Below are 25,355 nucleotides of genomic sequence, written 5' to 3'. Positions count from 1 at the left end.
GGCTTTGGCTCTGGCTCTGGCTCTGGCTCTGGCTCTGGCTCTGGCTTCGGCCCTTGCCCCTGCTCCAGCCGTTGACTTACCGGGCCCCTTCCGCAGCGACGGAGCTGGCAGACAAGACCCCGCACGGGGCGACGCACACGGATGTGCGTCGTTTTTCGACGAGACAGGGATGTCTCGTCGAAAAATCCTGCCAGCGGAGTGGACCCGCGCCGCGTAGCGGCGTGGGCGCGGAGGCAGGGTGTGTTTCTTTGCGCCAGGTTTCTTTGCACAAGCAAAGAAAGGTGGCTCGCTCCCCGCAGGGGAGTGAAAGCTGTTGATTTTAATCTTGCTGTTGCAATTGCTGCTCATCAAAGACCAAAGCGCCAGCAACAACCGGTGCCAAAGCTCCCCCATCCGCCCCCCCGCCTTCGCGGGGGCAGGCTCTTCGGGCACCCCCGCCTTCGCGGGGGCAGGCCCTTTATTCCCCCGCAGGCGGGAGAAGGGAGGCATCGAGCATTGCTTGCTCTTTCCAAAAAGCAGAAGGGCCGCAATGCGGCCCTTCCTTCAAACAACCTCAGCTAACTCACTTCTCAAGCAACGGCTTGCGCGGGAAGCGCTCCTCGCGCATCGCAGCGTTGTAAACAAACGACGCCACAATCGCCGCTGCCTGCTTCAGATCCTCCGCCTCGGCGTGATCCCAAGTATCCAGATGGCTGTGGTGCACATTGCTGAAATAATCCAGACGGTCCTGCACGAACTGGAAGCCCGGCAGACCTACCCGGTCATAACTGATGTGATCCGTGCTGCCGGTATTGCGCGACACCACCGTGGTTGCACCCACATCGTTGAACGGCTTCAACCACGCCTCGAAGATCGGCATCGCCGCCATGTTTTCCTGCGCATAGATACCGCGGAACCGGCCCGAACCATTGTCCATGTTGAAGTAGACCTGGAACTTGTCGTAATCACGCAGCTTCTGCAACGGACCGGTCGGCTCACGCAATGATGCCGGCAACGCCTTCTGCGCCGCATCGGTCGGCTCCGGATAACGCGCGAAGTGCTGCGCCACATACGCCTGCGAACCAATGAGCCCCTGCTCCTCACCGCTCCACAAGGCAACCCGGATGGTCCGCTTCGGCTTGGCACCTACCGCCTTGAGGATGCGCATCGCCTCCATCATCACCGCCACGCCGGCGGCATTGTCGGCCGCGCCAGTGCCGGTGTGCCAGGAGTCCATATGCGCACCCAGCATCACGATCTCGTCAGCCTTGCTGCTGCCACGGATCTCGGCCAGCGTATTGTGGCCCGGCTGGTTGGTCTCGTCGGTGAAGCGCGCCTGCACATCCACGCGCAGCTTGACGCTCTGCTTGTCCTTCAGCGCACGCACCAGCGGATTGAAATGCTCGGCGATCATCGCCAGCTCGGGAATACCCACCGACTCCCCCGCCTTGCGCGAGCCGCCACCGGCCACGCGGATGATGCCGTTGTCCCAGCCACTGATGCTGATCGCCGCCAGCGCACCTTCCTCGACGAAGAACGCATTGACCGCCTTGCCCAGCTCCTGGCGCTCGTTGAACTCCTTCACCCGCTTGGCACGGTCTTCCTCGGCCGTCTTGGGAATGGTGAAGGCCTGCAGGCCTTCCAGCGAGGTGGCATCGTGGCGATGCGAATCAGACTCCGTGCCACGCTTGTACTCACGTGCATCGCCCAGCAGCAGGATCTTGCCGCGCAGCTTGCCCTTGTACTTTTCCAGATCCGCCAGCTTCTTGATGTCGACCTGGATCAGCTCACCTTCCACCGGGCCGTTGGTGCCCGGCGTCCACGCCTTGGGCAGGGCATGCAGCGGCTGCACGCGCTGGCCAAGCATCTCGACGCTGGCCGAGGTGAACTCCCAACCACGGCCAAAGTCCTCGAAGGCCTCGTCATGCACATTGACCAGGCCCCATTCGTTGAACTTTCCACGGCTCCAGCTATTGGCCTGGATCATGGCCGGCGAATTGGTCAGACGCGGGCCGATGGTTTCGGTCAGGTGGCTGAAGGTATCCATCACCTGCGAACGATGGAAGGCCTCCTGACGGATCTTGCTGACCATGTCCAGATCCACCTGTTCGGCCGCGTGCGCCGTAGCGCTCACCGCCAAACCCATGCACAACGCCAACAAACCCCGCTTGATCATGCTTCCCCCGGCCTTAGGCCCAATGACAACAAACCACCGAGTCTAGCCAGCCGTTGGCCCCGTCGAGTCGGCCAATGGTCATGGTTTGCCGACAGCCGTCGCGATTCAATCCACGCAGGTGACCACCGCATGCACCAGCGCAGGCTGCAGCTGGCTTTGCCAATCACGGTCATTGGCCACCTGGGCACGCTTGCGGCTGGCCTCGAAGGCGGCAAAGTCGAGATCGGCATAAGCCCACAGCGTTTGATCGTCAGTCTGTGCCAGCACGCCGTCGGCGGGGAAACCCACATCCATCGGTGCATAGATCGCGGCCTCACCGGTATTCATATCCAACGCTGGACTCCATTCGGCGAGCCCGGCGGTGACCGACTGCGCCACGAACATCCGGTTCTCCAGCGCACGGGCCAGGCAACCGATGCGCACGCGCATCGCACCGGCGGCAGTATCGGTACAGCTCGGTACGATCAACAAACGCGCTCCCGCCTCGTACTGGCGGCGTATCGGCAACGGAAATTCGCTGTCGTAACAGATGGCCACGCCGATGCGAATGCCGTCAATCTCGAAGACTTTCAGCACATCGCCTGGATCGATGATGCCCGTGTTCTTCTCGAAACCGGTCAGCTGCAGCTTGTCCTGCCACAGGTGCAGGCCTTGCGGTGTCAGCCAGTCGCAGCGGTTGCGGAACCGACCATTGCCGCCATCAAGCAGGAAACTGCCGGCCACCACGTGCATGTCCAGTTCCCGCGCCAGGCCGGAAAACAGTTCCAGCCAGCGCTGGCGGTACTGCTGGATGGCAACCAGCGAAGCGCACAGGTCGCTGAAGATCGGGCGACCAAAACTCGCCGCCAGTTCCAGCGACAGGTATTCCGGCAATACCGCGATACGCGCACCGGCGGCGGCCGCCTCACCCAGCACCAGCGCCTGGCGCGCCGCGAATTCTTCAAAGCTGGCGGGCGAGCCCACCGGATAACGAGAAACGGCGATCCTCATGCGACGGGCTCCAGGTTGCGGGTCCAGAATGTCAGAGGATGCATGACGCTGCCCTGCCCTGCCTCCTCCCACTGCAACTGCATGGTCATGCCCGGCTGACGCTGGTAACCGCGCTTATGCCAGAACATTGCATTGTCGCGATGCCCGGGCGGCCGACGCGGGTCGTCGTCGGCCCGATCCACTGCACAGAACGCGGTCAGCGTGAAGCGGTCCAGCGCACGCGCATGCGCCTCGCGTGCATCGAAGAACGCATGACCGATGCCTTGCCCGCGATACGCAGGCAGCAGCACGGATTCGCCGAAATAGAAGATCCCAGCAGGATCGATACCCGCCTGCTCGAACGGCGCGCGGAAAGCCGGACCATCATCGAGCAGTGGCAATCCGGTCGACGCCCCCACAACCGCGTCGCCGGAGCGTGCAATTACGCACACCGCATCCGGTGTCGCCGCGTAGGCCGCGAGGTAGTCACGCTCGTAGTCGAGGCTGCCCTGGTAGAGATAGGGCCAATCATTGAACACCTGGATACGCAGCCGCGCGATGTCGTCAAGATAAGGCAGCAGTTGCTGGCCAAGCAGGCTGGTGATGGTGGGAGTTGAGTGCATGCGGGGATTCTAGAGCTAACGGTGGGAAGACGAGCCTCTTCAGCTTGTTCCTCGTGGCGCCCCCTCTCCCCAACCCCTCTCCCGCGAGGGGAGAGGGGCTTCAAGCTGCAATTGCATTTATCGCGTCTTTGGCCGCCGCAGTAGGCAACTGAGGAGCCTTATCCGCCAAAGGGGCCGCGGCGGTGACTGCAGGCTCAAGTCTCTGCTCCGGCTTTGGTTGCGGTTGCGGTTGCTCGTGCTTTTGTTCTTGCCCTCAGCTTTTGACGTACCGGGCCCCTTCCGCAGCGACGGAGCTGGCAGACAAGACCCCGCACGGGGCGACGTGCGGGACGCACGTCGTTTTTCGACGGTACAAGGATGTATCGTCGAAAAATCCTGCCAGCGGAGTGGACCCGCGCCGCACAGCGGCGTGGGCGCGGAGGCAGGGTGTGTTTCTCTTGGTTATCTTCTCTTTGCACAAGCAATAGAGAAGTAACTCGCTCCCCGCAGGGGAGTGAAAGCTGTTGCTGTCGCCTAGGCCTTTCATAAAAAGAGAGCAACAGCAAAATCCAAAGCCCCCCATCCGCCCTCCGGGCACCTTCCCCCGCAAGCGGGAGAAGGGAGTGTCATGCAGCTCGGTGCATGTCTTCGGCCCGCCTTCGCGGGGATGCGCTTCGAATATCGCGCTTTTCGGCTGCACGCCCATGGATTTCTGCTGAAAATCGGAGAACCGCAATATCACGCAACCCACCAAGCAACCACTCCACTCACTCCCACCACCCATATACCACCAAACGCTCCACAGGCAGCACCACAAACCATGCCCGCCCATCCAATGCCACCGCCGAATAGCCAGCCCCATGACCGGATGGCAACACCTCGGCAGCAAACGAAGCTCCCTCCGCCGCAAACGCCGAATACACCCAATTCCCTGCCTCGAAGTACCGCAGTCCCTTGCGCCTGATCGCCAACGCCGTCGACAACGACAAGCGCAGCGCCACAACCCCTTGCGCCTGCCCACCAGCAAACATACTGCCAAGCAACGCCCGCTCCACCTGCCCCGGCGCCAAGCCGAAGTGCAACAAGCCGCAGGTCTCGATACCTGCCGGTAACAAGCGCTTCGCACGGCGATGGATCAATGCACGATTCATGTCATTCCTCCCTGCGAAAGAGGCGGGATGGCCAACGCCACCCCGCCCCGTCATCGCAACTGCCAGATCAGGCCTGCTTGCTCACCGCACGATTGCTCAGCTCGTACCAATCGACCTTGCGGGTGATCCACATGATCGCGGCGAGGATGCCGAACAGCAGCAGCGAACCCATCAGCAACGCGTTGTTCTCCGAAACCAGCAGCACGTACAGCACGCCGTACAACATCGTCAGCATCGTCGCGAAGCCGACACCGCGCTTCCAGCTGTGCAGCACTCCGCTCAGATAGAAGCCTTGCAGGCCGATACACGCCGCCGCCGCGATCAGATAGGCCTGCCAGAACGCAATCTGCTCGGACAGGCTCAGTAGCAACAGGAAGAAGATCGCCAATGCCAGGCCAACCAGCAGGTACTGCAGCGGATGGATCTTCAACTGCTTGATCAGCTCGAACAGCGCGAAACCAACGAAGGTCAGCAGCACGAACAGGATGCCGTACTTGCTGGCCCGGTCCACCTGCGTATAGGTATCCACCGGGTCCACCAAAGCCACGTTCAATGACTCCACGCTGCCGCCATCGCTACGTATCGCCCTGACCAGCTGCGACTGCGCCGCCGAGGCCAGCGAAGACACCGCCCACTCCGCCTTGAAGCCGCTGGCATCGATGCTGCGCTCGTTGGGCAGGAAGCTGCCACCGAACAGCGGATGCTGCCAGGTCGAAGACAGCGACACCCGGGTATCATCACCGACCGGCGCAACCGCCAGCGAACGGGTGCCACCCAGCACGAACTCCAGCTCGACCTTGCCCCCCTCGCGCAACACGCCCTGCACCGAATCCGGCAATACCGACAGCGGCGCATGCAGGCCCTTGGAGGTTCCTTCCAATACGCCAGCGCCGGGCTGCAACTGGATCGCACGGCCGTCGACGCGCAGGTTCGGCGTGCCTACCAGACCGCGCACATCGGACACGCCCAAGGCCAGATAGGGACGGCCGTAGCTGCGCCCCGGCACCGCCACATAGCTGCTTTCGGCGAACTCGGCCTGCAGTTTGGCCTGCCAGTTGTAGACCGGCACCTTGAACAGGCCGACGGTGCGCTCGTCGGTGCGCATAGTGCCCTGCACATTCAAGCGCGTCGGCATCTGCAGGTCGTAGCCGCTCTCGACGCGCATTTCAGTCCTGCGCGGATTGTTGCCCTCGGCCGGAATCTCGACTTCGCGCTGCTGGGTCCACGGCAGCACCCGCACCGGGCCGATCAGCGACTGCTCGCCAGCCCAGCTCTGCGATACTCGTTCGACCGCCTCGTCGCGGTAACGCTCACGCTCATTGATGGTGCTGCGGATCAGCAGCAGGGGAATCAGCAGCAACAACACCAGCCCGCCGACAATGGCGAAGCGCAACAGCAGTTTCAGGGAAGTCATGTCCCGTCCTCGTGTGGAAACAGGGACAGGTTGAATGCGGCCGGTGAGCAGGGTTTGTGCCGAGTTTGAAGCGAATGTGAAGTCAGCCGGCCGGCAGCAGCAGGCGCGCTTCGGCGCCACCTTCGGGATGGTTGCCCAGCTGCGCGACGCCGCCATGCAGGCGCGCCACCTCGGCCACGAATGGAAGGCCCAGGCCGGAACTGCGTTGTCCCGTACCCGGCCGCGCCAGCGAATAGAAGCGCTCGAACACCCGCTCCTGCGCGTATCCCGGCACACCGGGGCCGTTGTCGCGCACGGCGATGCGCCAGTTCTGTTGCTGGTGTTGCACACTCAGCACGATGCGGCCACCCGGCGCGGAGAACGCGATCGCGTTGTCCAGCAGGTTCGAAAGCGCCTGCCGCAGCAGGAAGGTATCGCCCAGCACCGCTGCGCGCTCCGGCAGTTCCACATCCAGTTCGATCTGCCCCGCCTGCAGACGTGGCGCCGCATCCTCGGCCAACGCGCGACAGACCGCGACCAGATCCACCTCGGTACGCCGCTGCAGCCAGCCGTGCTGTTCAACCTCGGCCAGCCGCAGCAACTGGTCGATGGTTTCGGTCAGGCGCCGTTCCTGCTGCACGATGTTGGCAGCAAAACGCTGCCGGTCTGCTTCCGGCAAGGGCTCCTGCAGGAGTTCGGCAGCGCCACGTATCGCCGCCAGCGGACTCTTCATTTCGTGGGTCAGCGACTGCACGTACTGCTCGACATAGGCCTTGCCTTCGAGCTTGCGGCGCATCGTTTCCAGCGCCTGGCCGAGGTCGCCGATCTCGTCGCGTCGCCGCTTCGGCGGTGGCACCGGCTCACCGGCGCTCACCGCCTTGGCATAACGATTCAGTCCGCTGATACCGCGCGACAACCACCAGGTCATCAACAGACCGATCAGTGCCGACAGCCCGATCAACCAGGCACCGCGCGCAATGATGGCGCGCTGGCTGGCAACGATGAAAGGATCGATGGTGTCATTGGGCTGCGACAGGGTCAGTACGCCGATCAGGGTGCGGCCATCGGCCGGGTCGTACATCGGCGCGGCCACGTGCATGACGGTGTTGGTTTCGTCGCCCGGAATCTCCGGACTGGAGCGTGCGCCGTACTCGCCGCGCAGGGTCCTGTAGACATCATTCCAGCGCGAGTTGTCGCGGCCCACGTCCTGCCCGCGCGAGTCATAGACCACGATGCCCTGCGCATTGGTCACCGTCACCCGGTAATCGATGCTGCGCTTGGGGAACCGCCACACCATCGCCTTGGGATCGCGGCGCTGGGCGGTGGCCAGGCGCGCGGCGAAGTCCCCGTCGCCGATATGGCCGGCCTTCAGATCCGGCGCAGCCATGACCGCCAGCACATTGGCCGCGTCCACCAGGGTGGACTCCATCGCCTGGCGCACGCCGGGTTTGACCTCGTTGACGAACACGCGCATCACGAAGAACGCGGCGATGCCGACAATCAGGAAGAACCCCAGGAACAGCTTCAGCCCGATCCGCATCGGTCAGACATCCAAGGCGTAGCCGACGCCGCGATGGGTGCGGATCGGTTCGCCCTGCGCGCCGGCCGCACGCAGCTTCGCGCGCAGGGTTTTGACGTGGGTATCGACGGTACGGTCGGTGCTGTCGCTGGCGTGGTCCCAGCCACGCTCCATCAACTGCGACCGGCTCAGGATCGCCCCGGGCCGCTGCAGCAGTGCCGCCAGCAAGGCGTATTCGTAGCGGGTCAGGTCCAGCAGCGCCTCGTCGTAGCGGATACGGCGGCCGTCGTGGTCAATCGCGAACCGCCCCAGCTGCTTCCAGCCACCCTCTTCGGCTGCAACTGGCGCAGTCCGGCGCAGTCGCGCGCGCACCCGGGCCACCATCTCGCGCGGCGAGAACGGCTTGGTCACATAGTCGTCGGCCCCCAGCTCCAGCCCCAACACACGGTCGAACTCGTCGTTACGGGCGGTCAGGAAAATTACCGGCACCTGGCTGAAAGTGCGCAGCTCACGGCAGACCTCGAAACCACCCAGGTCGGGCAGGCCGACGTCCAGCACCACCACATCGGCGCCATGCTGGCGCAGCAAGGCCAGTGCTTCGCGGCCCAGCGTGCAGTGACTGGCGGCATAGCCTTCGCTGCGCAGCGCATAAAGAAGGGTGTCGGCGATGGCGGCCTCGTCTTCGACGACGAGTACCCGGGCAGGTTGGCTGGACATTGCATCAGCATAGCTGGCCCTGCTGCAGACGCCAGCGGCCGGCAGCAATCGGCACGCCGTGGAAACAGCCGGATCGGCCCTCGGCACCGCTGCGCACACAGGCGCCCAGCCGGCTCCCTCCAATGAAAACGCCCACACCACGCCGCAAGCCGTAAACTTCGCCGATGAATTATCGCCACGCCTTCCACGCCGGCAACCACGCCGACGTCCTCAAGCACATCGTCATGCTGGCGATGATCGACGCGCTCAAGCGCAAAGACTCGCCCTTCTTCGTCCTGGACACGCATGCCGGCCGCGGCCGTTACCTGCTGTCCGCCGAGGAAAGCCGCAAAACCGCCGAAATCGATGAAGGCGTGCTGCGGCTGATGGCCGCCCCGGCCTTGCCGGAAGTGGTCGAGCAGTACCTGCGTGCCGTCCAGGCCGACAACCCGGTCGGCGCCCTGATCTCCTACCCTGGTTCGCCGCTGCTGGCCGCGCGCGCCCTGCGCGAACAGGACCGCATGGCCGCCTGCGAGCTGCAGAAGGACGAGGTCACCGCGCTCAAGGAACTGTTCGCGCACGACCGGCGGGTACAGGTGCATGCAGGCAATGGCTACGAAGCCATCCGCGCCTTCCTGCCACCGAAGAGCGGCGCCATCAAGATCGGCCGGGCGTTGGTGCTGATCGACCCACCCTATGAGGTGCAGGATGCCGAGTACCCGCTGATCATCTCAACCTTGCGTGAGATCCTGACCCGAATGCCGCAGGCGCAATGCGCGGTCTGGTACCCGATCAAGCAGCGTCGTACCCTGCAACCGTTTTTCCGCAAGGCGGCCGCGCTGCCGGCCAAGTCCATCCTGGTCACCGAGCTGATGGTGAGGTCCGATGACTCCCCCCTGCGTCTGAATGGTAGCGGGATGCTGTTGCTGAACCCGCCCTGGCAGTTCGAGCAGGTGCTGGCCCCGGCCCTGCCCGTGCTGAAGCAGCATCTGGGAGAAACCGGCGCCTCAACCCGGCTGGAGTGGCTGAAGACGCCCGAGTGACGGGCATCGCCGCCAAACTGCAGCCGCTTTGGACCGCGTTCACAGAACGTAGCAGCCACGGTGACAGAATCAGGCGACTTTGGAGGAAACGTAGTCATGGCCACTCGCAACCGCATGCCCCCGTGGCATGAAAATTTCAAGGCACCCAGCGGCCGAGAGCTGCTGATACGACCTATCCGCCCTGAAGACGGTGCACCACTGCAAGGCGCGTTTGCCCTGTTCGGGCCGGAAGAAGTGCGCGACAAGTTCCTGCAGTCGGTCGAATCATTGTCTGATGAGACTGCGCAACGCTTGACCCATCCCAATCCCAAAACCGAGATCGCATTGGTGGCAGCCGAACCGCTGCCACCGGGCGAGGCACTGGTGGGAGCAGTGGCCCGGGCGTCCATCATTCCCGGCACCCGTGACGCTGAATACGCAATCCTGGTGAGCCGCTTCCTGGCCGGCCAAGGTCTCGGCCGGCAATTGATGCGCAAACTGGTCAAATGGGCGCGTGGCAAATATCTTGATCGCCTGTACGGCGACATCGCCCAGGACAATGAGCCGATGCTGCAACTGGCCGCTTCGCTGGGCTTCAAGCAGGTGCCTCACCCAGCGGCTGCCCCGGGACTGGTACGCATGGTGCTGGAACTGGCGACCTGAGCAGCGGTTCCAGACCTCATCTCCCGACAGGCGCCGGCAAGGCGCCTGTCGCTTTTCGGGCCAGTGCGCCGCCCGGCGTCGCAAATCGGACCTGCCCGGCAGGGCGACAGGGGCGCATCTGGTAAAATTTGCGGTCCATGTCGCCTATCACCTACCCCATTCCGCCGCTGCCCCGTTCGGGCCAGCTCCGCGCCTGGTGGCGCGCCCCGGCTTCCAGCAGCGCCCTGGCCTGGCATGTCGCCTGCGCGGCGCAGGCCCACGCCAAGCCGCTGCTGCTGATCACCCGCGATAACCAGAGCGCGCATCAGCTGGTGGCCGACCTGCAGACCCTGCTGGGCGCGGACAGCCAGCTGCCGGTAGTGCCGTTCCCCGACTGGGAAACCTTGCCCTACGACCAGTTCAGCCCGCACCCGGACATCATTTCGCAGCGTCTGGCCGCATTGCACCGCCTGCCGACGCTGAAGCAAGGCATCGTCGTGTTGCCGGTGCAGACGCTGCTGCAGCGTTTGGCGCCGCTGAGCTATATCGTCGGTGGCAGCTTCGACCTGAAGGTTGGCCAGCGCCTGGACATGGATGCGGAGAAGCGTCGCCTGGAAAGCGCCGGTTACCGCAATGTCGCCCAGGTCATGGATCCCGGTGATTTCGCCGTGCGCGGCGGCCTGCTTGATGTCTATCCAATGGGCGCCGATGCGCCATTGCGCATCGAGCTGCTGGACGAGGATATCGACTCCATCCGCGAGTTCGACCCGGAATCGCAGCGTTCGCTGGACAAGGTGACGGCAGTGAAGATGCTGCCCGGCCGCGAAGTGCCTATGGATGAGGCCAGCCTCAACAAGGTACTCGCCTCGCTGCGCGAACGCTTCGACGTGGATACCCGGCGCAGTCCGCTGTACCAGGACCTGAAGGCCGGCCTGCTGCCCTCGGGCATCGAATACATGCTGCCGCTGTTCTTCAACCAGACCGCGACCTTGTTCGACTACCTGCCGGACGGTTTCATGACCGTTCTCGGCAGCGGCGTCAGCGAAGCCTCCGATGCGTTCTGGCTGCAGACCAACAGCCGCTACGAACAACGTCGCCACGATATCGAGCGACCGCTGTTGCCGCCTGACGAGATCTACCAGTCGCCGGACAAGCTGCGCGAGCAGTTCAACAAACTGCCGCGCGTGGAAGTGTGCGCGGCCGATCATCCGCGCGCCGCCGAAGCGCAGCCGCTGGGTGACCAGCCACTGCCGCCGTTGCCGGTCGCTGCCAAAGATGCACCGGCGGGGCAGGCATTGAAGTCCTTCATCGAGCACTACCCGGGTCGGGTGCTGATCGCGGCGGATTCGCCGGGACGGCGCGAGGCCTTGTTGGAAGTGCTGCAGGCGGCGGAGCTGCGGCCTGAGGTTGTGCCCAGCTTCAACGACTTCCTCCCTTTCCCCATCGGGGGAAGGTGGCCTGAAGGGTCGGATAGGGGTAAGGCTGCTAGCCAAAGCCAGACAGCTGGTGGGCTTACGCCCCCTACCCTCTCCCCAACCCCTCTCCCGAAGGGAGAGGGGCTTAGTCGCTTCGCCATTACCGTTGCGCCGCTGGATGACGGCTTTGCGCTCAGCGAGCCGGCCCTGGCCGTGCTCACCGAACGCCAGCTGTTCCCGGAGCGCGCCGGTCAGCCGCGGCGTACGCGTCGTGCCGGACGTGAGCCCGAGTCCATCATCCGCGACCTGGGCGAACTGACCGAAGGCGCGCCCATCGTCCATGAAGACCACGGCGTCGGCCGCTACCGCGGTTTGATAGCGATGGATGTCGGCGGCATGCCCGGCGAATTCCTCGAGATCGAATACGCCAAGGGCGACCGCCTGTATGTGCCGGTCGCGCAGCTGCACCTGATCAGCCGTTATTCCGGCGCGTCGCCGGAAACCGCGCCGCTGCACTCGCTGGGCGGCGAGCAATGGGCCAAGGCCAAGCGCAAGGCTGCCGAGAAGGTCCGCGACGTGGCAGCCGAACTGCTGGAGATCCAGGCGCGTCGCCGCGCCCGCGCCGGGCTGGCGCTGGATATCGACCGCGCCATGTACGAACCCTTCGCGGCCGGCTTCCCGTTCGAGGAAACCCCCGACCAGCAGGCCGCGATCGAAGCCACCCTGCGTGACCTGCAGTCCAGCCAGCCGATGGACCGCGTGGTCTGCGGCGACGTCGGCTTCGGCAAGACCGAAGTCGCCGTGCGTGCGGCCTTTGCCGCGGCCAGCGGTGGCAAGCAGGTGGCGGTGCTGGTGCCGACCACGCTGTTGGCCGAGCAGCACTACCGCAACTTCCGCGACCGTTTCGCCGATTACCCGCTGCGCGTGGAAGTGCTGTCGCGCTTCAAGACCAGCAAGGAAATCAAGGCCGAGCTCGACAAGGTGGCCGAAGGCACCATCGATGTGATCATCGGCACGCACCGCCTGTTGCAGCCGGATGTGAAGTTCAAGGACCTGGGCCTGGTCATCGTCGACGAAGAGCAGCGCTTTGGCGTGCGCCAGAAAGAAGCGTTGAAGGCCATGCGCGCCAACGTGCACCTGCTGACCCTGACCGCCACGCCGATCCCGCGTACCTTGAACATGGCGATGGCCGGGCTGCGTGATCTGTCGATCATCGCCACGCCGCCGCCGAACCGACTGGCGGTGAAGACCTTTGTCACCGCCTGGGACAATGCGCAGCTGCGCGAGGCGTTCCAGCGTGAACTGTCACGTGGCGGCCAGCTGTATTTCCTGCACAACGATGTGGAAAGCATGGGGCGGATGCAGCGCGAGCTGTCCGAACTGGTGCCCGAGGCACGCATCGGCATGGCCCATGGGCAGATGCCGGAGCGCGAGCTGGAACGGGTGATGCTGGATTTCCAGAAACAGCGCTTCAACGTGCTGCTGGCCAGCACCATCATCGAATCGGGCATCGACATCCCCAACGCCAACACCATCATCATCAACCGCGCCGACCGCTTCGGTCTTGCGCAGTTGCATCAGCTGCGTGGTCGCGTTGGTCGTTCGCATCACCGTGCGTACGCCTACCTGCTGGTGCCGGACAAGCGCTCCATCACCCCGGACGCGCAGAAGCGCCTGGATGCCATCGCCTCGATGGACGAGCTGGGCGCGGGCTTCACCCTGGCCACCCACGATCTGGAGATCCGCGGTGCAGGCGAGCTGCTCGGCGAAGACCAGAGCGGGCAGATGGCCGAGATCGGCTTCAGCCTCTACACCGAGCTGCTGGAGCGCGCGGTGCGTTCGATCAAGTCGGGCAAGCTGCCGGACCTGGATGCGGGCGAAGAAGCACGCGGTGCCGATGTCGAACTGCATGTGCCGGCGCTGATCCCGGAAGACTATCTGCCCGACGTGCACACCCGTCTTACCTTGTACAAGCGCATCAGCTCGGCGCGTGACAACGAGCGCCTGCGCGAGCTGCAAGTGGAGATGATCGATCGCTTTGGCCTGTTGCCGGATCCGGTCAAGCATCTGTTCGCCATCGCCGAGCTCAAGTTGCAGGCCAACGAACTGGGCATCCGCAAGCTGGAGCTTGGCGAAAACGGTGGCCGCATCGTGTTCGACAGCAAGCCCAATATCGATCCGATGGTGGTGATCCAGCTGATCCAGAAACAGCCCAAGCTCTACCAGATGGATGGCCCGGACAAATTGCGTATCAAACATCCGTTGCCGGAAAGTGCCGACCGTTTCAACGCCGCACGCGCCTTGCTGACCACACTACGCCCCGCAAACAGCTGAATAAATCAATTGGTAAAGATTGCGTGACGATGAAAGGGCGTTGAAAATAACGCCCCCTCTCTTACGCTCGCAGCCGCCCCCCACGCGGCTCCGTCATCATGTTGACCATCACCACGCCCGTGGGTCTGTCGCATCCACCGGATGACAGCTCCTGCGCCATCGATGTATTGGCAGCCGCGCTGGACCAGCGCGACAGCTATACCGACCATCACTGCGATCGCGTGTCGCAACTTGCCCAGGCCATGGGCCGCCGCTGCGACCTGTCCGAGGAGCGCATCGGCCATCTGGTGCTTGCCGCACGATTCCACGATGTCGGCAAGATCGGCATCCGCGACGACGTACTGTTGCATCCGGGCAAACTGGACGAAGACAAGATATCGGTCATGCGCACCCATCCCGAGCGCGGTGCACGCCTGTTCGCCGCCACCGGCCGCAGTGACGCCAAGGCTGTTGCCAAACTGATTCGACACCACCACGAAGCCTGGGATGGCAGCGGCTATCCGCACGGTCTGCAGGGCGAAGACATTCCGCTTGAGTCACGCATCCTGACGATCGTCGATGGCTTCGATGCGATGACTTCACAGCGCCCGTATCGCGGCCCGATGCCGATGCAGCGCGCCATCGAGATCCTGGCCAACGACCGCGGACGACTGATCGACCGGCGCCTGTTCGGCGAGTTCATGGGCCTGCTGCGCGGCGATAGCGCACCGGCCGCTTGATCCAGGCCAATCACAACACCGGCGACATCATCGCCACGGCGTTGCGCACCAAGCGCGTGGCCAGCGGCCACGCCATCACCTGCGACAACAGCACCGGTTCGGATACCGACAGATAGCCTTGCTGCCGCTGCACGATGCTGGAGGTAACTGCACTGTCGGCAATCAGCAGATTGTTCTCGAAGTTCAGCTCCAGACTGCGCCGGTCCATGTTGGCCGAGCCGATCAAGGCGATCTCCCCGTCGATGGTCAGTGACTTGGCGTGCAGCAGGCCCAGCGGATACTCGTGGACCTCCACGCCACACTGCAGAAGATCGGCATAGGTGCTGCGACTGCTCTGCCCCACCAGCCAGGAATCATTGTGCCTGGGGAAGATCACCCTTGTGCGCACGCCCCGTCGTGGTGCCGCGCAGATCGCGCGCAGCAGTGCTTCGTCCGGCACGAAGTACGGCGTACTGATGATCAGCTCATGGCGCGCGGCATAGATGCAGGCCACGAACATATCGGTCATCGCGTTGTGGCGGGTAACCGGGCCGGTTTCAAACGCCATGGCCAGACAGCCATCGTCGAACTGCGGTTGCATCGTCGCTGCTGCGAAAGCATCCAGCCCCTGCTCTCCGGTTTCCGGGATCCAGCCACTGAGAAACAAACGCTGTATCTGCGCCACCACCGGGCCTTGGCAACGCAGCAGCAGGTCTATCCACGGTGCATAACGCGGTTTGACCCGGAACTCCGGGTCGGCGCAGTTCTGGCTGCCGCAATAGGCGATGCAGTTGTCGATGATCACGATCTTGCGGTGATCGCGCAGGTCCATGCGGCTGAAGGCCACATGCTGCACCCGGGTCAGATCATTCAGGGTGCGCACCAGCTTGACCCCGGCCTGCTGCAGCTGCGACCAGCGGGGGCTGCCACTGAAGGCCCGCGAGCCCAACGCATCCACCATCACCCTGCAGGCCACACCGCGCCTGGCAGCCGCCGCTACCGCCTCGGCAACGCGGCCACCGGCACCATCATCCAGCCAGATGTAGAAGGCGATATGCACGCTCTGCTGCGCTTGACTGATGTCCTGCACCAGTTGATCCATGGCTGCACGGCAATCCTCCGTGGGCGCGTTCGCTAGCGACTGGGCGGCACCCAGCAGCACGACCCGGTTGCCCGGCTGTGGCACAAAGCCATTGATCGATTGCGCCAGCACAAACAAGGATGCAGCCTTGCCATCGATTGCCGCAGCGGCGGTGCCGTGCGGATCGCCCGCCGCCTGCAGCATTCGAACGGTCTGCCGCAGGCGTCGCGCACGCGCTCGTCCAATGCTGGTTTCGCCCAATAGCAGATAGGCGAACATGCCCAGCAATGGCGCCAGCATGATCACCGCCACCCACGCCGCACGCGACGCCGGTGTACGGTTGGGCCGGGTCAACGCGCGCGCGGCCACCAGCAAATGCGCGATGAAAACCAGCACGCTCACTACCCATTGAATGGGAGCCTGCGGCCAGCCCAGTTCAAATACCATGCTGCTCCTCCCAACGCTGATGACGGAACAAGGCAGATCAATAGCACGCTGTTCGTGTGGCTGGAATCAGCACGCTTCCCTTTCCAGCCAACGGCAGATGAACCGAGCATCGCGACAAACACCGTCGCCCGCTATTTTTCACCTATCGCAAAGGCTTGGCGGCGCCTGCTATGCCGGCAGACAGCCGGATGGTCCGGCTTGGAGCAGAGCGTGATGCGCGTGTCCCGATCAGCACAAACGATACTGGCAGCAGTTTTACTCATTGGCGGCTATTCATTGGCACTGGCCGCACCACCCGCTGACACCACCTTGCCAAGCTATACAGAGCTGGACAAAGACAAGGATGGAATCGTCACCCTGTCCGAAATCGATGTCTATCCGCCGGGTGTTGCTGCGCGACTGCAGCACTGCGACAGCAACAAGGATCACAAGCTGAGCCAACGGGAATACGCGCAATGCACGGCCAGCACCCACCCACATACCCCAGCCAAATAGTCCAGCCAAATAGTCCAGCCCACCCAATCCGTCAGAGCGGCAGCCAGGGCGTCTGCGCCAATGCGGATTGCAGGCGAACCAACAGCACTTCGGACTGTTCCAGCCGCTGTTCACCGATTGCGGCCAATGGCCAGATACCGGTGGCATTGAATGCCACCGCGCCATTGCACCGGGCCAGCGTCGGCACGTGCACGTCGGCGTGATGCTGCAACTGACCAAGCGCGGCCAAGCCATCCATCAACAGGCGCTCGGTGCTGCCACGCAGCGCCGACGCCTGTGGCCAGCACACCTGGGTGCCGTCCCAGAACGCCAGGTTCCAGGTCGTGCCTTCGCTGATGCGGCCTTGCGCATCGACAAACAAGGCGTCATCGAATCCGCGTTGCAACGCCTGCCTGCGCAACTGGAACAGCGGGAAGGTTCCCACGTGCTTGATATGCGCCAACTCGCGTTGATACGGCAGCGGCAGCACTGAACGCGCAATCGCTGGAATCGATGCCGGCGCGGCGATGGCCACCAACACATCCACCGGCACTGCACGCAGCGGCTGGCGGAAATCGAACTGCCGCGAGAACACCGTGATCCGCACCGACGCATCCGCCGCATCGAGCTGCTGCAAGGCCTGCCGCAACCATGCCACGACCTGCACGCAATCCAGTTCAACCCCAAACAGCTCGCGCGTACCCTGTTGCAGCCGCTGCAGGTGCAGCGCCCAACCCTGCACCGCGCCAGAGCGCACCTGCAGCGAGGTGAAGTGACCGTAATTGACCAACGCCGCACTCAAGGCGCCGGCATCGGCCAGTTGCCCGTTGCAGAACAGCACCGTCACGGCAACGCCTGCGCCTGCGCCCACATCGCGCGGAGGATCCCTGCCGCCGGTGCGCGCTTGGCCAGCCATGCCGACTGCCCTGCCCAGGCCTGCATCGCGTCGAGCCGGTTGGCGGCACTGGCTTGCTTGCGCATGCCGGCGGTCAGTCCGCGCTGCACCGGATAGGGACGTGGCACTGGCGCGTCGGCCGCCTCGGCAGCGCGCACATAAGCGGTATCGAGGGCGCGTCCAAGTCGGCCACTGAAGGCCCGCGTCGCGCGCGTGGCTTCGGGCTCGGCAACAGCCAGCGCCTGTTTCCACGCCGCAGGAATATCGGATTCATCGGCGGCCAGGAATGCCGTACCCACCTGCACCGCGCTGGCCCCCAGCATCAGGGCGGCCGCGACACCGCGACCATCGGCAATGCCGCCAGCAGCGATCACCGGCACGCTCAGGTGATCGACCAGACGCGGCAGCAAGGCAAACAGACCGACCATCTGCCGCTCGGCGAGCGCTGGGTCAAACGCACCACGATGACCGCCCGCCTCCAGGCCCTGCGCAACCACTGCATCGGCACCGGCGGCCTGCGCCTGCAGTGCTTCACTCAAGGTGGTCGCGCAGGCGAACCAGGCAATGCCGGCAGCCTGCAGTCGTGCCACCTGTGCGGCAGAAAACACGCCCATGATGGTTGATGCCACCGCGGGTCGGGCGGCAATCAGCGCATCGAACTGGGCATCAAAATCGGCAGGACCGGCATCGCCGGCGTCCGCCGCGACCTGCGGTCCCCATTGCGCAAGAAATTCGCGCGTCGCCGTTTCGGCGGCAGGGTCACGCAGCGGAGCAGGATCCGGCACCCATAGATTGACCTGCGCCGGCCCCTGCGACTGCTGGCCAAACGCCTGCATCCATTGGCTGATCTGTTCCGGCGTGGACAGCACCGCGCCCATCGCGCCCATGCTGCCGGCATTGGCAAGCGCTGCAGACAGTGGCACCGGGCAGGCGCCGGCCATCGGCGCCAGCAGGATGGGAAGTTCAAGACCGAAGCGCTGGCAGGACGCTTCGGTCCGGGTGGAGATGAGGGCGTTGTGCATGGCGGTGATCATACCGCCGATGCCCGCACTGCTCAGCGCAGCGAAAGCGCGTAGGAACGCACCAACTGGCTGTCCATCTCATCGTTGAACGTGAAGTTCACGTACTGCGCATCATCGGCAGCGAAATCCACGTCCACCCGTGAGCGGCCGATCTCGGCACCGGATTCGTCCAGTGCACGCGCCAGGAACGCGCCCTTGTACGGCTTGGTCGCCACCACATACACCGACGCATCCTTGGAGCCCATGCCGCGGCTCTTGCCCAAGGTCACGGTCATGCCGTTGCTGACCACTTCCGGGGCGACGTCGAGCTTGAGCGACATGCGCTTGTCGACGCCTTCGCCCAGACCGGCAACGAAGTCGGTGGCAGTGCCGCTGATCGCACTGCCCGCCTTCTGTGACAGCGAGCGATCCTCACCGCAGGCGCTCAGCGCCAGCACCGCCAAAACCAGATACATCCTGTTCTTCATGCACCACTCCCTGTTCAACCGGTTGGAATCAAACGTTATCAACGGAACGGCAGGCCGCCCTTGCCACCCATGGCACCGAGCATGCCCTTCATGTTGCGCATCATGCCCTTCATGCCGCCACCGGCAAGCTTGCCCATCATCTTTTCCATCTGCATGTACTGCTTCATCAGCTTGTTGACGTCGGCCGGCTGGGTGCCGGAGCCACGCGCGATGCGGGCACGACGCGAACCATTGAGCAGGCCCGGGTTGCGGCGCTCCTTCTTGGTCATCGAGCCGATGATGGCAATCATGCGCGGCACTTCCTTGCTCTGGCTGACCTGCGCCTTGAGGTGCTCGGGAATCTGCCCCAAGCCCGGCAGCTTGTCCATCAGGCCGCCGATGCCGCCCATGTTCTGCATCTGCTCCAGCTGGTCGCGCATGTCGTTCAGGTCGAACTTCTTGCCCTTGGCGACCTTCTCGGCCAGCTTCTGAGCCTTGTCCTTGTCGACCTGCTGCTCGACCTGCTCCACCAGCGACAGTACGTCGCCCATGTCGAGGATGCGGCTGGCCACACGTTCCGGATGGAACACGTCCAGGCCGTCGACCTTTTCACCGGTACCGGTGAACTTGATCGGCTTGCCGGTGATATAGCGCACGCTCAGCGCGGCACCGCCACGGGCGTCACCGTCGGTCTTGGTCAGCACCACGCCGGTCAGCGGCAGCGCCTCGCCAAAGGCCTTGGCGGTGTTGGCGGCGTCCTGGCCGGTCATGGCATCGACCACGAACAGGGTTTCGGCCGGGTTGACCGCCGCGTGCAGGGCCTTGATCTCGGCCATCATCGCTTCGTCGATGGCCAGGCGGCCGGCGGTATCGACCAACAGCACGTCGGCGAACGACTTGCGCGCGTCTTCGATGGCGGCACGGACGATGTCCACCGGCTTCTGGTCCGGGGCGGACGGGAAGAACAGTACGCCGACCTGTTCGGCCAGGGTCTTCAACTGCTCGATGGCGGCCGGACGGTAAACGTCGGCGGACACCACCATCACCTTCTTCTTGCGCTTTTCCTTCAGGTGCTTGGCCAGCTTGCCGACCGTGGTGGTCTTGCCCGCACCCTGCAGGCCCGCCATCAGGATGATGGCCGGCGCCGGCACATTGAGGTTCAGGTCGGTGGCCTGGGCGCCCATGACAGCGGTCAGCTCATCGCGCACCACCTTGATCAGGGCCTGGCCCGGGGTCAGCGACTTGAGCACCTCCTGGCCAACCGCGCGGACCTTGATCTTCTCGATCAGGGCCTGCACCACCGGCAGGGCCACATCGGCCTCCAGCAGGGCGATGCGCACCTCGCGGGTGGCCTCGCGGATGTTTTCTTCAGTCAGGCGGCCGCGCCCACGCAGGCGCTCGATGGTGCCGGAAAGGCGCTGGGTCAGTGACTCGAACATGCGACGGAACCTGCGGAAATCGTGGAAACAGAGGCGGTAAGTATAGCGGCCAGCCGCCGCCACCGCCGGTTCACGTCGCCAGCGACGGGCCTGTATGCGAAACTGCAGCGATGACAATCGTTCTCATCGCCACCGCCCTCTATCTGGTGTCCACCGCCCTGCTGGTCCGCGGGCTGGCCGGCGAACGCAGCCCACCGCCCCGCAACTGGCTGCTGCCCACCATCGGTGCGGTGCTGCTGCATGCCGGTTACCACCTGATGGTGGCGATGAACACCGCGGGGGGGCCGGACATGCACTTCTTCGCAGCCCTGTCGCTGGTGGGCCTGGGCATGGCGGCATTGACCTCCGTGGTGGGTGCACGCGGGCGGATGTCGGCCTTGGGCGTGGTTGTGTTTCCGATGGCGGCGATCCTGTTGCTGGCCTACCACGGCTACGGCCATGAACCGAGCAAGCTGCTGGGCTGGCGCTTGGCCACCCACGCCTGGCTGGCACTGCTGGCCTACGCCACCCTGAGCGTGGCGGCCTTGCTGGCGATCATGTTGTGGTTGCAGGAGCGGGCGCTGCGCCGCCGCGACTTCCGCCCCTGGCTGCGTGCCCTGCCACCGCTGGCCGACCTTGAAACCCTGCTGTTCCGCACGATCACGGTGGGCTTCTGCCTGCTGACCCTGACCCTGCTGACCGGCGTGTTGTTCGTCGACAACCTGCTGGCGCAGAAGCTGGTGCACAAGACCGTGCTCAGCGTGCTGTCGTGGATCGTCTTCGGCACCTTGCTGATCGGCCGCCGCCGTTACGGCTGGCGTGGCAGCAAGGCCGTGCATTGGACGCTGACCGCGATGGCGCTGCTGTTGCTGGCCTTCTTCGGCAGCCAGTTCGTGATCGAACTGATCCTCGGCCGCGGCCGATAGGCGGTATTGCCGAGCCATGCTCGGCAGGGGCCTTCCCGGCAATGCATCAGCCCACCGCCATCTTGTGGGAGCGGTGCAAGCCGCGAAGCTGGCTGCAATGAAACGCCGGCTATGCCTGCAATCTGATCGACTATCAGCTTCGCGGCTTACGCCGCTCCTACGGGCTGGGTCTTTGATAAGGCCCCTGCCGAGCATGGCTCGGCACTACGCTGGGCATTCCCGGGAAAGCCTCTGCCGAGCATGGCTCGGCACTACAGCCGCCCTCACTCCATCGCCGCTTCCAGCGCCTGCGACAGACGCTCCACTGCGATCACTTCCATACCCTTCACCGTGCCGGCCTTGGGCGCATTGGCCTTGGGCACGATGGCGCGCTTGAAGCCATGCGTCGCCGCTTCGCGCAGGCGATCCTCGCCATTGGGCACCGGGCGGATCTCGCCGGACAAACCCACTTCGCCAAAGGCAATGGTCTTCTCAGCCAGCGGCCGGTCCTGCAGCGAGGACAACACCGCCAGCAGCACCGGTAGATCGACGGCGGTTTCCTGCACGCGGATACCACCAACCACATTGACGAACACGTCCTGGTCGCCGACCAGCACGCCGCCATGACGGTGCAGCACCGCCAGCAGCATTGCCAAGCGGTTCTGTTCCAGACCCACCGCCACCCGCCGCGGGTTGGACAACGGCGAGGAATCCACCAGCGCCTGCACCTCCACCAGCAACGGGCGCGTGCCTTCACGGGTGACCATCACGCAGCTGCCGGGCTGGCGGGTACTGCCGCCGGACAGGAAGATCGCCGAGGGATTGGGTACTTCCTTCAGGCCCTTTTCGCCCATCGCGAACACGCCGAGTTCGTTGACCGCGCCGAAGCGGTTCTTGAAGGCGCGCAGGATGCGGAAGCGGCTACCGCTTTCACCTTCGAAATACAGAACCGCATCCACCATGTGCTCGAGCACGCGCGGGCCGGCAATGCCGCCCTCCTTGGTGACATGACCCACCAGGAATACGGCGGTGCCGGTCTCCTTGGCGAAGCGCACCAGCCGCGCCGCGCTCTCACGCACCTGGCTGACCGAACCCGGCGCGGCCGTCAGCGCCTCGGTCCACAAGGTCTGCACCGAGTCGGCGACGATCAGCTTGGGCCGCGCCTTCACCGCGTGCTGCAGGATGTTCTCGACACCGGTCTCGGACAGTGCGTTGATGCCCTCCAGTGGCAGGTCCAGGCGCACCGCCCGGCCGGCCACCTGCGGCAGCGACTCTTCACCGGTGACGTACAGCACCGGCAAGGTGCTGGCCATCTTCGCCACCGCCTGCAATAGCAGGGTGGACTTGCCGATGCCCGGATCACCGCCGACCAGCACCACCGCACCTTCCACCAAACCACCGCCCAGCACCCGGTCGAACTCGCTGATGCCGGTGGAAACCCGCAGATGCTCGGTCTGCTGCACATCCTTCAAGGCGGTGATCTTGGGCGCCTCGACCTTGCCGGCCCAGCCACTGCGGCGTGCCGCCGGCGCCTTTGCCGCGGCGGCGGTCTCCAGCACGATCTCGCTCAGCACGTTCCATACACCACATTCGGTGCACTGGCCCTGCCACTTGCTGTACTCGGCGCCACATTCGCTGCAGACGTATGCGCTGCGGGTCTTGGCCATGAACATTCCTATCTGCGTCAGCGCCGCAGGATAGCCCACCGATGTCGCAAACGCTGCGACGGCTAAAGTCCCCGCCACTGCTGCCGCTAGGTAAGCGGGGCTTTGCTCCGTCACGATGTTCAGGAATCCGCATGATCGGCAGTTACAACCAGGGCCTCGTCGTCGTCTCGTTGTTGGTGGCAATACTTGCTTCCTACACCGCATTGGACATGTCCGCGCGCGTGGCCAGCAGCCAAAGTCGACGGGCGGCACGCATCTGGCTGATAGGCGGCGCAGCGGCGATGGGGCTGGGCATCTGGTCGATGCATTTCATCGGCATGCTCGCCTTCAAGCTGCCGATCCCCGTCGGCTACGACCTTTTCCTCACCACCTGCTCGCTGGCGGCCTCCGTTGGCGCATCGATGTACGCGCTCTGGCTGGTCTCCCGCCAGCGCCTGCCGCTCAGCCGCCTGCTGGCCGGCGCGGTGCTGATGGGCCTGGGCATCGCGGCCATGCACTACATCGGCATGGCCGCGATGCAGATGCAACCCGGCATCGACTATGACCCGGCGTGGTTCACCCTTTCGATCCTGATCGCCATTGGCGCCTCGGCGGCGGCACTGTGGATCGCACAACGCCTGCGCCATGAACAGCCGCGCCTGATGCCGATGCGCCTGCTCGCATCCTTGGTGATGGGTGTGGCCATCGTCGGCATGCACTACACCGGCATGGCCGCCGCGCGCTTCCCTGCCGACGCGATCTGCGGGGCCATCAGCGACGGCGGGCTGGATACACATCTGCTCGCCGGCCTGGTCATCGTCACCACCATCGCCACTCTGGCGGTCGCACTACTGGCCTCGGTCTTCGACGGACAGATGCGGCTGCGTACCGGCATACTGGCCCACTCGCTGGCCAACGCCAATGAAAAGCTGGTGCAGGCCGCGCTGCACGACCCGCTGACCCAACTGCCCAACCGGGTACTGCTGCAGGACCGCATCGAACGGGCGATCGAGAAGGCCAATCGCCGCGAGTTCGGCCTTGCCCTGATGTTCTGCGACCTGGACGGTTTCAAGAACGTCAACGATGCCTACGGCCACCAGCTCGGCGACCGCCTGCTGGTGCAGTTCAGCAAAAAAATCAGCGCTTTGTTGCGCAGCCAGGACACCTTCGCTCGCCTCGGCGGCGATGAGTTCGTCATCGTGATGGCAATTGATTCACCCGACGATGCAGCCCTGATGGCCGAACAGATCAGCGCCGCCATCAGCGCGCCGTTCCTGATCGACAATGCCGAGCTGCTGGTCAGCACCAGCATCGGCATCGCGCTGTACCCGGAGGACGCCAGCAACGAGCGCGAGTTGATGATGCATGCCGATGCGGCGATGTATCACGTCAAGCACAGTGGGCGAAACGGCCACGCGTTCTTCACTTCGACCATGCAGGCCGGCACCCGCCAGCGCCTGCGCCTGCTGCAGGACCTGCGTCACGCAACCGCGCGCAATGAGCTGGTGCTGCATTACCAGCCCAAGTTCCCGGCCGGCGGCAGCCGCGCCAACGGTGCTGAAGCGCTGCTGCGCTGGAACCATCCAGAGCTCGGCATGCTGTCGCCCGATGTATTCATTCCCGTTGCCGAGCGCAGCGGCTTGATCATCCAGATCGGCGAGTGGGTGCTGGACGCGGCCTGCGCGCAGCTGCGTGCCTGGCATGACGCCGGCAACACCGACTGGTCGATGGCGGTGAACCTGTCTCCCCTGCAGTTCGCCTCGCCGACGCTGGTGGAAACCGTGCGCTGCGCGCTGGAACGCCATGCGCTGGACCCGCGCCAGCTGACCCTGGAAGTGACTGAAAGCACGGCGATGAAGGACGTGGACGCCAGCCTGCAGATGCTGGAAGCGCTGACCGCGATGGGCGTACGCATCGCCATCGACGACTTCGGCACCGGTTACTCCAGCCTGCTCTATCTCAAGCGCATGCCGGCCACCGAGCTGAAGATCGACCGCGCCTTCGTCCGCGACCTGGAGCACAACAGCGAGGATGCGGCCATCGTCTCCTCGATCATCGCGTTGGGCCGCACGCTGCAGCTGCAGGTGGTCGCCGAAGGTGTGGAAACCGAAGCGCAGCGCAATTTCCTGGGCGAACTTGGCTGCGATGTATTGCAGGGCTATCACCTCGGCCGGCCAATGGCGGCCGCCGATTTCGTAAGCCGCAACAGCTGAAGCCAGACCGCAGGCGTAAGCCGCGAAGCTGGCAACGCCTGAAAAGCCCAAAAGCCAACCCCTCCCCAGCCCTCCCCTTGGCTTAGCAAAGGGGTGGGAGCAACGGGGTTTTGCCGTGCCATGCTGGGCTGGGGCTTCGCCCAAAATGCCGGCCAGTTTTGGGGGCGGGGCTTACCCCGCGAAGCCCGTGATTCTGCAGATCCCAGGAATGT

At 64.4% G+C, this 25,355-nt stretch carries 20 protein-coding genes; 7 read left to right on the top strand and 13 right to left on the bottom strand.

The window, feature by feature from the left end; all coding sequences use genetic code 11:
• Positions 1-562: 562 nt before the first annotated feature.
• The 7 genes from AC1VXC_RS17805 to creB form a co-directional block, all read right to left on the bottom strand.
• On the bottom strand, positions 563-2,155 hold the full coding sequence (locus AC1VXC_RS17805) for a M20/M25/M40 family metallo-hydrolase (RefSeq protein ID WP_481539275.1): 1,593 nt from the start codon (positions 2,153-2,155) through the stop codon (positions 563-565).
• 105 nt (positions 2,156-2,260) lie between these two features.
• Positions 2,261-3,145: a carbon-nitrogen hydrolase family protein gene (locus AC1VXC_RS17800; RefSeq protein ID WP_481539274.1), complete on the bottom strand. Its 885-nt coding sequence runs from the start codon at positions 3,143-3,145 to the stop codon at positions 2,261-2,263.
• The gene (locus AC1VXC_RS17795) at positions 3,142-3,747 is read right to left on the bottom strand and encodes a GNAT family N-acetyltransferase (RefSeq protein WP_313169225.1); all 606 of its coding nucleotides are present in this window, start codon (positions 3,745-3,747) and stop codon (positions 3,142-3,144) included. Before AC1VXC_RS17795 ends, AC1VXC_RS17800 begins: the two co-directional genes overlap by 4 nt.
• A gap of 746 nt (positions 3,748-4,493) precedes the next feature.
• A complete protein-coding gene (locus AC1VXC_RS17790) occupies positions 4,494-4,877 on the bottom strand; it encodes a hypothetical protein (protein ID WP_481539273.1) in 384 nt (127 codons plus the stop codon).
• A gap of 67 nt (positions 4,878-4,944) precedes the next feature.
• Positions 4,945-6,291: a cell envelope integrity protein CreD gene (gene creD, locus AC1VXC_RS17785; RefSeq protein WP_481539272.1), complete on the bottom strand. Its 1,347-nt coding sequence runs from the start codon at positions 6,289-6,291 to the stop codon at positions 4,945-4,947.
• A gap of 82 nt (positions 6,292-6,373) precedes the next feature.
• On the bottom strand, positions 6,374-7,810 hold the full coding sequence (gene creC, locus AC1VXC_RS17780; RefSeq protein WP_481528523.1) for a two-component system sensor histidine kinase CreC: 1,437 nt from the start codon (positions 7,808-7,810) through the stop codon (positions 6,374-6,376).
• Positions 7,811-7,813: 3 nt separating this feature from the next.
• Positions 7,814-8,506 carry a two-component system response regulator CreB gene (gene creB / locus AC1VXC_RS17775; protein WP_313494173.1) on the bottom strand — a complete coding sequence of 231 codons (693 nt, stop codon included), beginning with the start codon at positions 8,504-8,506 and terminating at the stop codon, positions 7,814-7,816.
• A gap of 164 nt (positions 8,507-8,670) precedes the next feature.
• On the opposite strand from creB, the gene AC1VXC_RS17770 reads away from it, so the two are divergent.
• The 4 genes from AC1VXC_RS17770 (at position 8,671) to AC1VXC_RS17755 (ending at position 14,617) form a co-directional block, all read left to right on the top strand.
• The gene (locus AC1VXC_RS17770) at positions 8,671-9,528 is read left to right on the top strand and encodes a 23S rRNA (adenine(2030)-N(6))-methyltransferase RlmJ (RefSeq protein WP_313169218.1); all 858 of its coding nucleotides are present in this window, start codon (positions 8,671-8,673) and stop codon (positions 9,526-9,528) included.
• 96 nt (positions 9,529-9,624) lie between these two features.
• Positions 9,625-10,170 carry a GNAT family N-acetyltransferase gene (locus AC1VXC_RS17765; RefSeq protein WP_313169217.1) on the top strand — a complete coding sequence of 182 codons (546 nt, stop codon included), beginning with the start codon at positions 9,625-9,627 and terminating at the stop codon, positions 10,168-10,170.
• Between the two features lie 137 nt (positions 10,171-10,307).
• Entirely contained in the window at positions 10,308-13,898 is a 3,591-nt protein-coding gene (mfd, locus tag AC1VXC_RS17760) for a transcription-repair coupling factor (protein ID WP_481539271.1), read from the top strand.
• A 98-nt stretch (positions 13,899-13,996) separates the two neighbouring features.
• On the top strand, positions 13,997-14,617 hold the full coding sequence (locus AC1VXC_RS17755; RefSeq protein ID WP_313169213.1) for an HD-GYP domain-containing protein: 621 nt from the start codon (positions 13,997-13,999) through the stop codon (positions 14,615-14,617).
• 10 nt (positions 14,618-14,627) lie between these two features.
• Here the strand turns inward: AC1VXC_RS17755 and cls are convergent, their stop codons facing one another.
• Positions 14,628-16,124 carry a cardiolipin synthase gene (cls, locus tag AC1VXC_RS17750; RefSeq protein WP_482995078.1) on the bottom strand — a complete coding sequence of 499 codons (1,497 nt, stop codon included), beginning with the start codon at positions 16,122-16,124 and terminating at the stop codon, positions 14,628-14,630.
• 210 nt (positions 16,125-16,334) lie between these two features.
• On the opposite strand from cls, the gene AC1VXC_RS17745 reads away from it, so the two are divergent.
• On the top strand, positions 16,335-16,619 hold the full coding sequence (locus tag AC1VXC_RS17745) for an EF-hand domain-containing protein (protein WP_482995077.1): 285 nt from the start codon (positions 16,335-16,337) through the stop codon (positions 16,617-16,619).
• A gap of 31 nt (positions 16,620-16,650) precedes the next feature.
• Here the strand turns inward: AC1VXC_RS17745 and AC1VXC_RS17740 are convergent, their stop codons facing one another.
• The 4 genes from AC1VXC_RS17740 to ffh are packed head-to-tail and all read right to left on the bottom strand — an operon-like array spanning position 16,651 to position 20,400.
• Positions 16,651-17,445 carry an aminotransferase class IV gene (locus AC1VXC_RS17740; protein ID WP_313169207.1) on the bottom strand — a complete coding sequence of 265 codons (795 nt, stop codon included), beginning with the start codon at positions 17,443-17,445 and terminating at the stop codon, positions 16,651-16,653.
• The gene (locus AC1VXC_RS17735; protein ID WP_481539268.1) at positions 17,442-18,515 is read right to left on the bottom strand and encodes an NAD(P)H-dependent flavin oxidoreductase; all 1,074 of its coding nucleotides are present in this window, start codon (positions 18,513-18,515) and stop codon (positions 17,442-17,444) included. Before AC1VXC_RS17735 ends, AC1VXC_RS17740 begins: the two co-directional genes overlap by 4 nt.
• 32 nt (positions 18,516-18,547) lie before the next feature.
• On the bottom strand, positions 18,548-18,982 hold the full coding sequence (locus tag AC1VXC_RS17730) for a hypothetical protein (protein WP_313169204.1): 435 nt from the start codon (positions 18,980-18,982) through the stop codon (positions 18,548-18,550).
• Positions 18,983-19,020: 38 nt separating this feature from the next.
• Positions 19,021-20,400: a signal recognition particle protein gene (ffh, locus tag AC1VXC_RS17725; protein WP_313169202.1), complete on the bottom strand. Its 1,380-nt coding sequence runs from the start codon at positions 20,398-20,400 to the stop codon at positions 19,021-19,023.
• 110 nt (positions 20,401-20,510) lie between these two features.
• Here ffh and AC1VXC_RS17720 point away from each other — a divergent pair, with 110 nt between their 5' ends.
• Positions 20,511-21,305 carry a cytochrome C assembly family protein gene (locus AC1VXC_RS17720; protein WP_313169200.1) on the top strand — a complete coding sequence of 265 codons (795 nt, stop codon included), beginning with the start codon at positions 20,511-20,513 and terminating at the stop codon, positions 21,303-21,305.
• A 263-nt stretch (positions 21,306-21,568) separates the two neighbouring features.
• On the opposite strand, the gene radA is transcribed toward AC1VXC_RS17720, so the two are convergent.
• Positions 21,569-22,951, bottom strand: a complete 1,383-nt coding sequence (radA, locus tag AC1VXC_RS17715; RefSeq protein ID WP_481539267.1) for a DNA repair protein RadA — start codon at positions 22,949-22,951, stop codon at positions 21,569-21,571.
• A 131-nt stretch (positions 22,952-23,082) separates the two neighbouring features.
• Between radA and AC1VXC_RS17710 the strand changes: the two genes are divergently transcribed.
• Positions 23,083-25,143 carry a putative bifunctional diguanylate cyclase/phosphodiesterase gene (locus AC1VXC_RS17710; protein ID WP_481539266.1) on the top strand — a complete coding sequence of 687 codons (2,061 nt, stop codon included), beginning with the start codon at positions 23,083-23,085 and terminating at the stop codon, positions 25,141-25,143.
• Positions 25,144-25,355: the final 212 nt, after the last annotated feature.

The sequence above is a fragment of the Stenotrophomonas sp. STEN033 genome, from assembly GCF_056856655.1.
The sequence above is the reverse complement of the archived record's forward strand: the minus strand, read 5'-3'. Positions and strand labels throughout refer to the sequence as shown.

Coding starts and splice junctions, on each gene's coding strand:
- AC1VXC_RS17790 (WP_481539273.1), bottom strand. CDS start 4,877: ATGAATCGTGCATTGATCCATCGCCGTGCGAAGCGCTTGTTACCGGCA.
- AC1VXC_RS17805 (WP_481539275.1), bottom strand. CDS start 2,155: ATGATCAAGCGGGGTTTGTTGGCGTTGTGCATGGGTTTGGCGGTGAGC.
- AC1VXC_RS17755 (WP_313169213.1), top strand. CDS start 13,997: ATGTTGACCATCACCACGCCCGTGGGTCTGTCGCATCCACCGGATGAC.
- AC1VXC_RS17710 (WP_481539266.1), top strand. CDS start 23,083: ATGATCGGCAGTTACAACCAGGGCCTCGTCGTCGTCTCGTTGTTGGTG.
- mfd (WP_481539271.1), top strand. CDS start 10,308: ATGTCGCCTATCACCTACCCCATTCCGCCGCTGCCCCGTTCGGGCCAG.
- radA (WP_481539267.1), bottom strand. CDS start 22,951: ATGGCCAAGACCCGCAGCGCATACGTCTGCAGCGAATGTGGCGCCGAG.
- AC1VXC_RS17735 (WP_481539268.1), bottom strand. CDS start 18,515: ATGCACAACGCCCTCATCTCCACCCGGACCGAAGCGTCCTGCCAGCGC.
- creC (WP_481528523.1), bottom strand. CDS start 7,810: ATGCGGATCGGGCTGAAGCTGTTCCTGGGGTTCTTCCTGATTGTCGGC.
- AC1VXC_RS17730 (WP_313169204.1), bottom strand. CDS start 18,982: ATGAAGAACAGGATGTATCTGGTTTTGGCGGTGCTGGCGCTGAGCGCC.
- creD (WP_481539272.1), bottom strand. CDS start 6,291: ATGACTTCCCTGAAACTGCTGTTGCGCTTCGCCATTGTCGGCGGGCTG.
- creB (WP_313494173.1), bottom strand. CDS start 8,506: ATGTCCAGCCAACCTGCCCGGGTACTCGTCGTCGAAGACGAGGCCGCC.
- AC1VXC_RS17720 (WP_313169200.1), top strand. CDS start 20,511: ATGACAATCGTTCTCATCGCCACCGCCCTCTATCTGGTGTCCACCGCC.
- AC1VXC_RS17770 (WP_313169218.1), top strand. CDS start 8,671: ATGAATTATCGCCACGCCTTCCACGCCGGCAACCACGCCGACGTCCTC.
- AC1VXC_RS17795 (WP_313169225.1), bottom strand. CDS start 3,747: ATGCACTCAACTCCCACCATCACCAGCCTGCTTGGCCAGCAACTGCTG.
- AC1VXC_RS17800 (WP_481539274.1), bottom strand. CDS start 3,145: ATGAGGATCGCCGTTTCTCGTTATCCGGTGGGCTCGCCCGCCAGCTTT.
- AC1VXC_RS17765 (WP_313169217.1), top strand. CDS start 9,625: ATGGCCACTCGCAACCGCATGCCCCCGTGGCATGAAAATTTCAAGGCA.
- ffh (WP_313169202.1), bottom strand. CDS start 20,400: ATGTTCGAGTCACTGACCCAGCGCCTTTCCGGCACCATCGAGCGCCTG.
- cls (WP_482995078.1), bottom strand. CDS start 16,124: ATGGTATTTGAACTGGGCTGGCCGCAGGCTCCCATTCAATGGGTAGTG.